11 protein-coding genes and 2 pseudogenes are annotated in these 12828 nt (G+C 70.5%); 3 read left to right on the forward strand and 10 right to left on the reverse strand.

The window, feature by feature from the left end:
* Positions 1-121: 121 nt before the first annotated feature.
* The 3 genes and pseudogenes from RIN75_RS10325 to RIN75_RS10335 all read right to left on the reverse strand — a co-directional run.
* Positions 122-880 (reverse strand): annotated as a pseudogene (locus RIN75_RS10325) (sigma factor-like helix-turn-helix DNA-binding protein); the annotation flags it as partial.
* A 197-nt stretch (positions 881-1077) separates the two neighbouring features.
* A complete protein-coding gene (locus RIN75_RS10330) occupies positions 1078-1680 on the reverse strand; it encodes a histidine phosphatase family protein (RefSeq protein ID WP_309111604.1) in 603 nt (200 codons plus the stop codon).
* Positions 1670-2836 carry a beta-ketoacyl synthase N-terminal-like domain-containing protein gene (locus RIN75_RS10335; RefSeq protein ID WP_309111605.1) on the reverse strand — a complete coding sequence of 389 codons (1167 nt, stop codon included), beginning with the start codon at positions 2834-2836 and terminating at the stop codon, positions 1670-1672. Before RIN75_RS10335 ends, RIN75_RS10330 begins: the two co-directional genes overlap by 11 nt.
* Positions 2837-3167: 331 nt before the next feature.
* Here RIN75_RS10335 and RIN75_RS10340 point away from each other — a divergent pair, with 331 nt between their 5' ends.
* Both RIN75_RS10340 and RIN75_RS10345 read left to right on the forward strand, forming a co-directional pair.
* Positions 3168-6101 carry a BTAD domain-containing putative transcriptional regulator gene (locus tag RIN75_RS10340; protein ID WP_309111606.1) on the forward strand — a complete coding sequence of 978 codons (2934 nt, stop codon included), beginning with the start codon at positions 3168-3170 and terminating at the stop codon, positions 6099-6101.
* A gap of 96 nt (positions 6102-6197) precedes the next feature.
* Positions 6198-6614, forward strand: a complete 417-nt coding sequence (locus tag RIN75_RS10345; protein ID WP_309111607.1) for a hypothetical protein — start codon at positions 6198-6200, stop codon at positions 6612-6614.
* Here RIN75_RS10345 and RIN75_RS10350 read toward each other — a convergent pair.
* The 5 genes from RIN75_RS10350 to RIN75_RS10370 all read right to left on the reverse strand — a co-directional run bounded on the left by RIN75_RS10350 (position 6611) and on the right by RIN75_RS10370 (position 11544).
* Positions 6611-7966, reverse strand: coding sequence for a GH1 family beta-glucosidase (locus RIN75_RS10350; protein ID WP_309111608.1), 1356 nt, complete (start codon positions 7964-7966; stop codon positions 6611-6613). The two genes, RIN75_RS10345 and RIN75_RS10350, sit on opposite strands and share 4 nt — an antisense overlap.
* A complete protein-coding gene (locus tag RIN75_RS10355) occupies positions 7963-8832 on the reverse strand; it encodes a carbohydrate ABC transporter permease (RefSeq protein WP_309111609.1) in 870 nt (289 codons plus the stop codon). The genes RIN75_RS10350 and RIN75_RS10355 overlap by 4 nt, the downstream gene beginning before the upstream one ends.
* 11 nt (positions 8833-8843) lie before the next feature.
* Positions 8844-9755: a sugar ABC transporter permease gene (locus tag RIN75_RS10360; RefSeq protein ID WP_309111610.1), complete on the reverse strand. Its 912-nt coding sequence runs from the start codon at positions 9753-9755 to the stop codon at positions 8844-8846.
* A complete protein-coding gene (locus RIN75_RS10365) occupies positions 9752-10993 on the reverse strand; it encodes an extracellular solute-binding protein (RefSeq protein WP_309111611.1) in 1242 nt (413 codons plus the stop codon). Before RIN75_RS10365 ends, RIN75_RS10360 begins: the two co-directional genes overlap by 4 nt.
* Positions 10994-11247: 254 nt before the next feature.
* A complete protein-coding gene (locus tag RIN75_RS10370) occupies positions 11248-11544 on the reverse strand; it encodes a hypothetical protein (RefSeq protein ID WP_309111612.1) in 297 nt (98 codons plus the stop codon).
* A gap of 59 nt (positions 11545-11603) precedes the next feature.
* On the opposite strand from RIN75_RS10370, the pseudogene RIN75_RS10375 reads away from it, so the two are divergent.
* Positions 11604-11801, forward strand: a pseudogene (locus RIN75_RS10375) (ADP-ribosylglycohydrolase family protein); the annotation flags it as partial.
* 13 nt (positions 11802-11814) lie between these two features.
* On the opposite strand, the gene RIN75_RS10380 reads toward RIN75_RS10375, so the two are convergent.
* Entirely contained in the window at positions 11815-11952 is a 138-nt protein-coding gene (locus RIN75_RS10380) for a hypothetical protein (protein WP_309111613.1), read from the reverse strand.
* Between the two features lie 90 nt (positions 11953-12042).
* Positions 12043-12819, reverse strand: coding sequence for a GntR family transcriptional regulator (locus RIN75_RS10385; protein WP_309111614.1), 777 nt, complete (start codon positions 12817-12819; stop codon positions 12043-12045).
* Between the last annotated feature and the right edge of the window lie 9 nt (positions 12820-12828).

Here is a 12828-nt window from a genome sequence, read left to right on the forward strand (position 1 = left end):
ACCGCGAACCGCATGGCGAGTCCGGCGCGCGGTACCTGTACTGGGGACCTCGGCGGACATGCGCCGGCCCTTCCCATCCACACACCTTGCCGTGCCCAGGTGGGATCGACCCACGAAGCCCTCAAGTGCCCTGGGCCCCGACGCCCCCTTCCTGCCCAACGCCGCTCCACGGCCGGAGCTTTTCGGGGTTGCGGACGGCCCAGATGCGCGTGATCCGGTCGTCCTCGATGTCGAACGCGTAGACCGCCGCGATCACGCCGTCCTTCTGGACCAGCAGCCCAGGCTGCCCGTTGACGGTCCGCTCCCTGATCACGAACTCACCGGGCACACTGCTCGCCACAGCAACCATGAACTGCGCGATCTCCACGCCACCCACGATCGGCTCGATAGCGGTGACGACCAACCCGCCACCGTCCGCGGTAAAGGTCGCGGACGGGTCGAGCAGCCCGACCAGGGCGTTGATGTCCTGCGCCTCCCAGGCCTTCTTGAAGTCACGCACCAACTCGGCCTGATGGACAACCGCTGCCGGTCGTGACACGCGCACCCGGCGTCGGCCCGCGGAGGCCGGCTCCCGACAGGCAGCCGGCGTCCGCCCGGTGATCTCGGCGATCTCAGCGAACGAATACCGAAAGACGTCGTGCAGGATCAACGCGACCCGCTGAGCCGGCGTCATCGACTCCAGCGCGACAAGAAACGCCATACCGACCGACTCGTCCAGCGTCACCCGGTCCGCCGGATCAGCCGTAGGCACTTCAGTCGGATCCGGCAACGGCTCAGGAATCCACTCCCCCACGTATTGCTCCCGCCGCGCACGCGCCGACCCAAGGACATCGAGGCAGATGCGGCTGGTGACGGTCGTGAGCCAGCCCGAACCTCGGCTCGGACGCCCGCTGGCGGGACAACGACACCACCGGCTGCACCCTCGAAATCCTCGACGACAACGCGGTGCTCATCGCGCACAGCGGCAGTCGCAAGTCGCCCAACGACGGGAAGGACGAGCAGTGCCGCGGCCCGGTGCGGGAACTGGCGAGGCAGTTCTACGCCGCGGTGCAACCGCAGTGATCCCGACAAAGCCCATCACAGGAGGCCGGGGCCGCCGACCCGCACTCCATCATCGGTGAAGCGGAGTCGGTAGATCGCCGGCATCGGCATGGCGCGGCTGAACGGCCAGTCGACGGTGGTCCGGCCGAACCCGACCAGGGCGCGGGAGATGAACGTGCCGTGGCTGCCGACGACCACCGTGCCGTCCGGGTGTTGCCGGGCCAGCGATGTCAGGACGTCGGTGGCTCGAACAGACAGTTCGTGGAGGCTCTCCCCACCCGGCCGGGCGTGGTGCGGGTCGGCCCAGCTCTCGGCGTAGTGGCGGGCGTACTCGGGGGTGAACGCCAAGCCGGAGTCCCACTCCCGCAACGCGTGATCGCGGTGGACGGGCACGCCCAGCGCCACCGCAGTCGGCTCGACCGTTTGCACAGCGCGCAGGTACGGGCTGGAGACGATCAGAACGGGCCCGAGCCGGGTCAGTTCGTCCGCCAAAGCCTCAGCCTGCGCAACGCCCTCCGATGTCAACGGCCTGTGATAGCCATCCGGGCCGTTCACCGACGGCGGGACCGACCGGGCATGGCGGACCAGAACGACTTCGCCTCTCACCAGTCGAGTATCGCCAACGCACTCACCGTTCACCCCCGATGTGCGGCTGAACGACCGCCGCGGCGATGTTGCCCCCGTACCCCAACCCCAACTGCAGCGCGAACCCGCCGGGATGCAGGAAGTGGCCCTCCGCGAGCTGCGGGTGCCGACGGTCGCTCACCGGGTGCGGCGCCGGGATGACACCCTCCACCGACGCACAAGCCAACGCCACCAAATCCAGCAGCGGCGCGGTGCCCAACGTGTGCCCCAGCAAGGACTTCAGCCCGTAAGCCACCGTCTTCGGCCCCAGATGACCAAGCACGGTCTCGTCGGCCGCGTTCGAATCCGAAGTGCCGGCCGCATGAGCCACGTACAAACTGATCTCCGACGGATCGACCCGAGCATCAGCCAACGCACGATCGACGGTAGCCACCACCTGCCGCCCCGACGGCTCGACCAAAACGGGGTGGTACGCGTCGTTCCCCAACGCGGTGGACAGCACCCGCAGGTAGCCGGCGTCCTGCGGGTTCGCGGTGAGCACGACCGCCGCGGCCGCCTCGCCGATGACGAAACCCCGTGTCCCCTCCTGGAACGGCCGGCACACCTCGTCCGGCGGGCTGTCGTGCACCAACGCCCCCAGCTCGGCGTACAGCCGGATCTCCTCCCCGTCGTACCCCACGTCCGCCGAAGTCACGACGACGTCGGTCGCATCCCCGCAGGCCAGCAGCCGGTGCGCCATCGCCACCGCGTGCAGGCTCGACGAACACGCCGCACTCAGCACCGCGCTCGGCCCGAAGAACGAGTTGTCGATCATGACCTGCCCCAACGGCGTGGTCCACAGCTGCTCCGCGAACCTGCGGCGGCTGCTCACGTCGTCCGGCCCCAGGTAGCGCTCACGCGACCGCTCGCGGTCCGCGCCGGTCGTCGCGTGCAGCACGGCGACCCGCTCCCCCGGCTGCCAGCCGTGCGCACGGGCGTCGGCCAGCGCCTCCAGGGCCACCGCCGTCACGGCCCGCCCGTACCGGGTGGACGCCGACGGGCCCGGTGGGTGCGGCACGCGGGCGTACCAGCACGGGTCGGGGAACGTCCCGCCCAGCCCGGTGTGCGGCGCGGCCGACGTCCGGCCGGCCAGCAGCCCGTCCCACATCGCCTCGACGCCCCACCCGTACCCGGTGACCGCGCCGATCCCCACCACGTCGACGTGCTCCATGGCCCTCCCGCCCAGAAGCCGGGAACCCGGAGCCGAACACCCGGAAACCGCGAACCCGGAAGTCCGGAAACCCGGCATCCGGGTGGAAGCGGGTCCCGACGCCGACTCCCCCTTCCGGCGCGCGAACCCGCTTCCACCGCCGGCGCCGCCCCCTGCGGCGCACGGCAGACAGCCTGCGCAAGCCCTGTTGAGCAACGCTGTCACAGCGCCTTAGTGGCAGGTCAGCGCCCTGTTGTGGGCAAGCACAACGAGCCGGATCCCTCAAACGGCGCTAGTCGACCCCACACGATCGGCCTACGCTGTCCCGCTCGGGGAGGAAATGGGGGAATCTATGCCTTCCGGGATCCGCTATGCCGCGCTGGGTCCGCTGACCGCGTGGCGCGAGGCCGAGCAGATAGCGCTGGGGTGGGCCAAGCAGCAGTCCGTGCTGGGCGTGATGCTGCTGGGGCTCAACCAGCCGGTGCCGCTGCGCCGGATCGTGGACGGGGTGTGGGGCGAGCAGGTGCCGCGCGACTCGCGCAACGCCGTGCAGACCTACATCAGCCGGCTGCGCCGCGTGCTGCGCGGGCCGGACGAGCCGCTGGTGCTCACCGAGGGCGGGTACCTGCTGCGCGGCGAGCCGTCGAACCTGGACCTGGTGGTGTTCGACCGGCACCTGGACGCCGCCCACCGGCACTACCGCGACGGCGACCTGCCGGCGACCGCCGCGCACGTCGACGCGGCGCTGTCGCTGTGGCGCGGCGAGCCGTTCAGCGGGCTGGACGGGCCGTTGCTGCAAGCCGAACGGCAGCGCCTGCTGGAGCGCCACCTCAGCGCCCGGGAGCTGCGGGCCCGCGTCGGCCTGGACACCGGGCGCACCGCGGAGAGCGTCGCCGAGCTGACCGGGCTGGTCGCCGCGCACCCGTTGCAGGAGCGGCTGCGCGCGCTGCTGATGCTCGCCCTCTACCGCTCGGGACGGCGGGCGGCGGCTTTGGAAGTGTTCCAGGACCTGCGGCGGGTCCTCGCCGAGGAGTTGGGCGTCGACCCCGGCCAGGAGGTCCGCGAGCTGCACGAACGCCTGCTGCGCGGCGACGTCGAACTGGCCGCCCCCGCCGGGCCGCAGCCCGCGACCCGCAACACCCTGCCCCGCGACGTCGTGGACTTCACCGGCCGGGAGGCCGAACTGGCCCGCCTGCTGGCCGATCCGCCGCCGTCCACCGCGGCCGTGGTCGAGGCGGTCGACGGCACGGCGGGCGTCGGGAAGACCACGCTGGCCGTGCACGCGGCGCACCGGCTGCACGACCGCTACCCCGACGCCGCGCTGTTCGTGAACCTGCACGGCCACAGCGCGGTCCGCGAGCCCGTCACGCCGATGGCCGCCCTGGACACCCTGCTGCGGGCGCTGGGCGTGCCCGGCGAGGCCATCCCGACCACGCTGGACGCCCGCGCCGGCCTGTGGCGCGCCGAACTGGCCGACCGCGCGGTCCTCGTCGTGCTGGACGACGCGGCCGACGCCGAGCAGGTCCGCGCCCTGCTGCCCGGCACGTCCCGCAGCCTCACCCTGGTCACCAGCCGCCGCCGGCTGGTCGACCTGGAGGCCGCGCGGACCCTGTCGCTGGACGTGCTGCCGCGCGAGGACGCCGTCGCGCTGTTCACCCGGATCGTGGACGACCACCGCTGCGCGGCCGAGGCCGACACCGTGGCCGAGGCGGTGACGCTGTGCGGGCACCTGCCGCTGGCGATCCGCATCGCCGCCGCCCGGCTGCGCACCCGTCCGGTGTGGACGGTCCGGCACCTCGTCGACCGGCTGCGCGAGGACCGGCCGCTGGCCCAGCTCACCGCCGGCGACCGGGGCGTGGCCGCCGCGTTCACGCTGTCCTACCGGCAGCTCACCCCGCCGCAGCAGGAGCTGTTCCGGTTGCTGGGGCTGCACCCCGGTCCGGACGTCGACGCCCACGCCGCCGCCGCGCTGGCCGGTGTCGATGTCGCCGCCGCGCGCAAGCTCCTGGAGGACCTGGTCGACGTGCACCTGCTGGAGCAGCCGGTCGCGGGCCGGTACCGGTTCCACGAACTGGTCCGCCACTTCGCCCGCGAGCAGGCCGAGCACATCGATCCCGAGGACGTCCGCGACACCGCCCTGACCCGGCTCACCGACCACTACCTGCACACCGCCGCGGCGGCCATGAACACCATCGCCCCGCATGAGCGCGCCCACCGCCCCGACCTGCCGACCCCGCAAGCTCCCAAGAGCTACGACGACGCGCTGGCATGGCTGGACGCCGAACGCGCGAACCTGCTCTCCCTGGACCGCCCCGGCCCCCTCTCCGACGTCCTGCACCGCTACCTGCACCTGCGCCACCACATGGACGACGCCCTCGCGCTCGACCTGCGCGCCCTGCACGCGGCGACCTACCTCCCGGCACGCGGCCGCGCCCTGCAGAACCTGGGCCACGACCACTACCGCCGGGGCGAGCACGACCAGGCCCGCGCGTACCAGGAGGAGGCGCTGGAGGTCTTCACCGCGTGCGGCGACCGGCAGCGGCAGGCGCTCTCGCTGCGCTCGCTGGGCGTGCTGCACAGCCTGGCGGGCCGCCAGGCCGACGCCATCGCCGCGAACCGGCGCGCCCTCGCGTTGATCCGCGGCACCGACGACCGGGCGTCCGAGGTGGCGGCGCTGGCCAACATCGGTGTCGCGTTCCGGCGGATGGCGCGCCACGACGAAGCCACCGCGTACCTGACGGAGTCGCTGGAACTGGCCGTGCGCATCGGCGACCGCATCGGCGAGGGGTACGCGTTGTGCGAGTTGGGCGTGGTCCACCGCAACCGGGGCGAGTACCGGCAGGCGCTGGAGCTGCACACACGCGCGCTGGCGCAGGGTCGCGCGCAAGGCCACCGCGTCGGCGAGGGTTACGCCCTGTGCCGCATCGGCGAGGCGTACGGCCTGCTCGGTGAGCACGAGAAAGCCCTCGACCACCTCGACCGGGCGCTGACCGCGAGCAGGCAGGCCAACCACCGCGCCAGCGAGGGCGACATCCGTTGCGCGCTGGGCGAGGAGTACCTCCGCCTGGGCCGCTGCACCGACGCCGCCGCGGAGTTCACCCGCGCCCTGGCGATCGCCGAACAGGTCGGCGACCGCCCGCAACAGGCCCGCGCGCACCGGGGTCTGGGCGACGCCGGCGCCGACACCCCGGAGACCTCCCGCCACCACTGGCGCCAGGCCCTGGCGATCCACGCCGTCACCGACACCCCGGGAGCCGCCGAACTGCACGAACGCCTCGCCGGCTGACCCCCGGTCGCAGGGCGTGGTACATCAGCGCAAACCCTTTCGGGTGACGAGCCGGGCGGCGGGTGTACGTCGGTGCGGGGCGGCTATCCGGGCGGGGTGAGCACCACGACACTGCTACGCACCGGCATCGCCCTGCTGGCGCTGTTGCAGGCCGGGCCGGCGCTGTGGGCGGTCGTGTCGCCCGAAGGGTTCTTCTCCTCCTACCCGACACCGGACCACGCGTGGGTGAGCATGTTCCCGCCGTACAACGAACACCTCGTGCGGGACCTCGGGCTGGCGTCGGTGCAGATCGTGCCCGTTGCGGCGGTGTGCGTCCGGTGGCCGGAACCGAGGCTCGTCCGCGCGGTCCTGATCGCCACGCTGGTGTTCAACGCGCCCCACCTCCTCTTCCACGAGACGCACGTCGTCCGCACCGACGACCTGATCTGGCAGCGACTTGTGCTGTGGTTCCCCGTCTTGCTGGCCGTGTGGCTCCTTCCCATGACCTACCAACGCACACGCGTGAACGACTAGAGATTCCTCTGCCGGGCCACCAGGTCGCGGTACCAGTGGTAGCTGGCGCGGGGTGTGCGGACCTGGGTTTCGTAGTCCACGTGGACCAGGCCGAAGCGGTACTTGTAGCCGTGGGCCCACTCGAAGTTGTCCAGGAACGACCACACGAAGTACCCGCGCAGGTCCACCCCGGCGGCCATGGCCTCCCGCGCGGCGGCCAGGTGCTCGCGCAGGTAGTCGATGCGTTCCTGGTCGGCCAGGTCGAGCCGGTCCGGGTACGCGCAGCCGTTCTCGGTGAGGTAGACCGGCGGCAGGGTCGGGTAGCGGTTGCGCAGGCCCACCAGGGTTTCGGTGAGGCCGAACGGTTCGACCGGCCAGTTCATCGCGGTGCGCGGGACGTCGGGCAGCCGGGTGGTGTCGATGCCGATGTCGATCGCCGTGCGGGTGGCCGGGTCGGGGTCGCGGTGCGGCGCGTCGGCGACGTGCTGGCGGTAGTAGTAGTTGATGCCGACGTAGTCGAGCGGGACGCCGATGACCTCCAGGTCCCCGTCCTGCCTGAACGACAGGTCGGTGACGCCGTCGAACACCTCCCCGAAGTCCGCCGGGTAACGGCCGCCGAACAGCGGATCGGTGAACTGCCTGCGCAGCAACAGGTCGTGCCTCTTCGCGGCGGCGACATCGCGTTCCGACGAGGACACCGGGACCGACGGCGACTGGTTGAGCACGATGCCGAACTCGTGCCCGTCAACGCCGCGCATGGCCTGGACCGCCAACCCGTGCGCCAGCAGCAGGTGGTGCGCGGCGGCCAACGCGCCATGTCCCTCACGGGCACCAGGGGCGTGCCGTCCCTCGCCGTAGCCGACGATCGACGAAACGTACGGCTCGTTGAACGTCGTCCACTTGCGCACCAGGTCACCGAGCGCGTCGTGCACGACCACCGCGTACTCGGCGAACCGCAACGCGGTGTCGCGCGACCGCCACCCGCCCCGTTCCTCCAGCGCCTGCGGCAGGTCCCAGTGGTACAGCGTGAGGAACGGCTCGATGCCGCGCTCCAGCAGGGCTTCGCACAGCCGCCGGTAGAAGTCCAGGCCGCGCTGCTCGACCCGGCCGGCGCCGGTGGGCTGGACGCGCGGCCACGCCACGGAGAACCGGTAGGCGTCCACCCCCAGCCCGCCGAGCAGATCCACGTCCTGCGGCCAGCGGTGGTAGTGGTCGCACGCCACGGCCCCGGTGTCCCCGCCCGCCACCGCGCCCGGCACCTCGCAGAACGCGTCCCAGATCGACCGGCCGCGCCCGTCCTCGGCCACCCCGCCCTCGATCTGGTAGGAGGACGTGGCCACGCCCCAGCGGAACCCGGAAGGGAAGTCGGTCATCCTTTGAGTGCTCCTTGCATGATCCCGCCCACGATCTGGCGGCCGAACAGGAGGAACACCGCGAGCACCGGCACGGTGCCGATGGTGGCCGCGGTGAGCACGAGGGTGTAGTCGGTGGTGTAGCCGCTGGCCAAAGTGGACAGTGCGGTTTGGACGGTCGGGTTCTCCGGCACCAGCACGACCAGCGGCCAGAAGAAGTCGTTCCACGCCTGCATGAACGTGAACAGGCCCAGCACGGCCGCGGCGGGTCGCGCGGCGGGCAGCACCACGTGCCAGTAGAGCCGCAGGGAACTGCACCCGTCCATGCGGCCGGCTTCGAGCAGTTCGTCCGGCACCGCGCGCTCGAAGTACTGCCGCATGAAGAACACGCCGAACGCCGTGACGAGTCCGGGCACGATCACCGCGTGCAACTCGCCCGCCCAGCCGAGATCGCTCATCATCATGTAGAGCGGGATGACGCCCAGCTCAGTCGGAATCGCTTGCGTGGCGATCACTACCAGCATCAAGGCATTGCGCCCCCGGAAGCGCAGCTTGGCGAAGGCGAACCCGGCCAACGTCGAGAAGAACACCACCGACACCGTGATGGTGCCCGACACCACGAGCGAGTTCATCAACGCCAACGCGAAGTCGGTGGTGTCGAAGACGCGCGCGATGTTGGCGAACAGGTGGCCACCGGGCACGAGCACCGGCGGCACCTGGTCCACCTTGTCCGCGGTCTGCGAGGACACGACCAGCGACCAGTACACCGGGAACGCCGACCCGGCGAGCACCGCCACGAGCGCGGCGTACGTCCACGGCCCGGGCAGCGGAACGGCCCTGCGCCGGACCGGTGCCACAACGACCGGACGGTCGAGCAACGTGGTCATGGATCGCCCCTTCAGTCCGTCCGGATGCGGCGCGCCGCGAGGTAGCTCAGCCCGGTGACCAGCACCGTCGCGATGACCAGCAGCCACGCGATCGCCGAGGCGTAGCCGAAGTCGTACCGGGCGAAGCCCTGCTCGTAGAGGTAGAGCGCGGCGGTCTGGAACTGCCGGTCCGAACCGCCGGTGGCCGCCGCGGTGCCCGGGTTGAACAGCAGCGGTTCGGCCAGCAGGCGCATGTTGCCCGTGGTGGCGATCACCGTGGAGAAGATGATCTGCGGGCGCAGCATCGGCACGGTGATCCGCCAGAACTGCTGCCACTGGCTCGCGCCGTCCAGCCGAGCGGCCTCGTACACCGAGGTCGGCACGGCCTGCATGGACGCCAGGAAGATCAACGCGTGGTAGCCGGTCCACCGCCACACCACCATCGCGGCGATGGCGGTGTGCGAACTGGCCGTCCCGGCCTGCCAGTCGATCCGGCCCGCGCCGAACAGCTCCAGCACCCAGTTGACCAGGCCGAAGTCGCGACCGAACAGCTGCGCGAAGATGATCGTCACCGCGGCGACGGAGGTGATGTTGGGCAGCAGCACGCCCATCCGGAACACCGTGCGGGTGCGGATGCGCCGGTTGAGCAGCTGGGCGATGGCCAGGGCGAACAGGATCTGCGGGACGGTGGTGAGCAGCCACAGGCTCAGCGTGTTGCCCATGGCGTTCCAGAAGTACGGGTCCGCGGTGAGGAGCTGGACGTAGTTGTCCAGCCCCACCCACGTCGCCGCGTCGCCGTCGAGCAGGTTCCGGTCCTGTGTGGACACCCAGGCGGTGTAGAGCAGGGGGAAGAGGCCGAACGCCGCGAACAGCAGGAAGTACGGCGCGATGTAGGCGTAGGGCGCGTACCTGGTGTCCCAGCGGTAGCGGCGTTCGCCGCTCATCCGGCGAGCCTCCCGGCGTCCTGGACGAACTGCGCCCACGACTCGTCCGCGCTCTGCTTGCCCTGCTCGACGCGCTGCATGGCGTTGCCCAGCTCGGTCTGGATGTCACCGGCCTTGGGGCCCTGGTACTGGGGTTGCAGCGACTTCGCGGCCTCGATGAACACCTTGCCCACGGGCGCGTTGTTGAAGAAGTCCGAGGTGAGCTGATTGATCGACTGCTCGCCGTAGACCTTGGGCGTCGAGGGCAGCAGACCCGCGCCGGCGAACACCTTGGCCTGCTGTTCGGGGGCGGTGAGCCACTTGGCCAGCTCGTGCGCCTTGTCGGTGTTCTTGCCCTGCTTGGGCACCGTCAGGTAGGAGCCACCCCAGTTCCCGCCGCCACCCGGTACGGCCGCGAGGTCCCACTTCCCCTTGGTGTCCGGCGCCTGGTCCTTGATCTTGGCCATCTGCCAGGCAGGGCAGGCCATCGTCGCGAACTGCCCTTGCTTGATCCCGGTGTTCCACTGCGGCGTGCTGAACAGCAGCCCCGCGGACAACCCGTCCGCGACCGCCCCGGTGACGAGGTTCCACCCGGTCCGCAGATCGGCGTTCTCCCCCACCACGATCCGGTCGTTCTTGTCGTAGTACCCGACCGGCGCCTGCCCCACGATCGCGTTGAGCACCGTCGGCCCGCCGTCGAAGAACTTCACCCCCTGCGGCGCGGAAGCCTGGAACCGCCGACCGGTCTCCATGAACTTCTCCCAGGTGGGCCACAACGCACTGACCGCATCCCGGTCCGCAGGCAACCCGGCCTGCTCGAACAGGTCCCGCCGGTAGCAGATGGCGAGCCCACCCACGTCGGTCCCGTACCCGATCTGCGTCCCGTCCTTGCCCAGCGACGCTTCCCACTTCCAAGCCAGCCACTGGTCCTTCAACCCCTGGTCAAGCGCCACGAACTTCTCGGGGTTCTGCTTGAACTGGTTGATGTACCCCGTGTCGACCGCCTCGATGTCCGCCGCGCCGTTGCCGGTGGCCAGGTGGGCGGCGAGGTTCTTGTGGTGGTCGGAGTAGGAGGCGGTCCGGTCGGTGATGTCGATGTCCGGGTGGGTGCGCTCGTACTCCTCGAACAACTGCTGGTACCCGAAGTTGCCGAACAACCCGATGGCGATCCGGGTCTTCCCGTCCCCCACGCCCCCACAGCCGGCGACCAGCCCCGCCACCAGCAGCCCCACGCCGATCAGCGGCCCGGTACGTCCCATTTCCGGCCCCTTCCCTGTTTTCGGGCACGCCGGAAATCCGCAGCAGGAACAGGACTTTCCGACGAATACAACCGGCCCACTCGGACCGGTTCTGGCCCCTCACATGACAGCCGCGCCCAGCCGACACGGTCAAGTAACGAACCGGTAACCCACCCTGCCCACGCCCACCGCGTTTACGCAGGTAGAGCCGCATCCGCCCTGGTCATCGTCACCTCAACACCCGATGTAACCGGTTACAAACTCGGCCCGGCCGACTACGGCGCCGACTCCGGAATCCCCAGCGCCTTCCACATGAAGCGCACATCCTCAAGCTCACCCGGCGTTTGAGCCAACCGGCGCAACAAACCAGCCGCGCGCTGCCGCAACTCTCCCAGCCCAAGGCGAGCAGCCCACCGATACGCATCCCGCGCCCGATCCATCAACGACAACCGGTTCGAAATCCCAGGCGCAATCTCATCCGACAAAACCGCAACCGCGAGGCTCTCCGCAGACTCGTGCGCCAACACAACCGGAAGCAGATACCGATAAAAATCGCCCCCCACCGAATCCACGGCAATGAGCCCACCCTGATTCCCCCAGATAGCCCGTAAAACGACTTCGCTGTAACCACGACGACGACAGCGACTCGACAGGCGCGGTGTGCGGCAACATCGTCGGTGCCCTCTACGGAGAACCCACCCTCAACCCCACATGGCTCAACCGCCTGGAACTCCGCGAGGTGATCACCGAAACAGGCAACGACATGCTCACCGAATTCCACCCCACCCCACTAACCCCCACCTGGACCACCCGCTATCCGGACGACTGACTCGCAGTCCGGCTTAGGCGGTTCCGGAGCGCCACACCCCTTCGCCGAAGCCGACGGCGAAGGTTTTCGGCACCACCACGAAGTCCAGGTCACCGGGTTCGCGGGCGACCTCGCCGAGCCACGCCCGGAGCGCGACGCTGCCGCGCAGCACCAGGTGTGCGTTGGTCGAGCGTGCCGCCGCCGGGGCCGGGGCCGGGCGGCGGCGAGCTTGTCGGCCAGGTCGCGGAGGCGGCAGGCGATCTCACCGCGGTTGGCGACCAGGAGTGCGTCGAACACCGGCGGACCTGTCGTCCGGGGAACCGAAGTAGGTGGGGGTGGGACCGGCGAGCGCGTTCATCGCGGCGAGTGCGCGGGTGGCGCGTTCGACGACGATCTCCAGCGACTCCCCGATGTGCTGGTGCAGCAGGCGGTGCGCGGTCTCCAGGCCGCCGTCGGCCACCCGTTCGGCGATCTCGATGTGCTCGTCGATCGAGGTCTCGATCCGGCCGGGGACCAGGAAGTCGTACATGCGGACCCGGCGGATGCGACGGGTCACGTCCGCCAGCACCGTCACCAGTTCGGTGTTGCCGGACGAGGCGAGCAGCGCGGTGTGGAAGCGCTCCGCTTCGAGCACGAACTCCGGTGACGGCTCCGGCGGTGCCGCCCGCAGCGCGTACCAGTGCTCCAGCTCGGCGCCGAGAGCGTCGGCGTCGTGGCGCACCTGCGGGTTCTCGATGCTTCGGCTGATACCGCGCAGCTCCACCGCGATGCGCACCTCGTAGAGATCGCGGACACGAGCCATGCTCGGCACGACCACCGAGTAACCCCACTCCTCGCGGGCGAGCAGCCCGTCGGCCACGAGCCGGGTCAGGGCGTCGCGCACCGGCGTGCGCGACACCCCGAACAGCCTCGACAGGCGTGGCTCGGTGAGCCGTTCGGTGGGACCGATCCGCCCGCCCAGCACGTCCTCGCGCAACGCCAGGTAGACGCGCTCACGCAGCGAGGACGGGGCATCGGCGTTGATCTCGCTCCTGGACACGGTGCGACT

Source organism: Saccharothrix sp. (genome assembly GCF_031180885.1).
Lineage (GTDB): Bacteria > Actinomycetota > Actinomycetes > Mycobacteriales > Pseudonocardiaceae > Actinosynnema.

What these genes read in the sequence shown, in the direction of transcription:
- RIN75_RS10360 (WP_309111610.1), bottom strand. Translation starts at nt 9,755, where the DNA reads ATGAGCGGCGAACGCCGCTACCGCTGGGACACCAGGTACGCGCCCTAC.
- RIN75_RS10355 (WP_309111609.1), bottom strand. Translation starts at nt 8,832, where the DNA reads ATGACCACGTTGCTCGACCGTCCGGTCGTTGTGGCACCGGTCCGGCGC.
- RIN75_RS10365 (WP_309111611.1), bottom strand. Translation starts at nt 10,993, where the DNA reads ATGGGACGTACCGGGCCGCTGATCGGCGTGGGGCTGCTGGTGGCGGGG.
- RIN75_RS10335 (WP_309111605.1), bottom strand. Translation starts at nt 2,836, where the DNA reads ATGGAGCACGTCGACGTGGTGGGGATCGGCGCGGTCACCGGGTACGGG.
- RIN75_RS10350 (WP_309111608.1), bottom strand. Translation starts at nt 7,966, where the DNA reads ATGACCGACTTCCCTTCCGGGTTCCGCTGGGGCGTGGCCACGTCCTCC.
- RIN75_RS10340 (WP_309111606.1), top strand. Translation starts at nt 3,168, where the DNA reads ATGCCTTCCGGGATCCGCTATGCCGCGCTGGGTCCGCTGACCGCGTGG.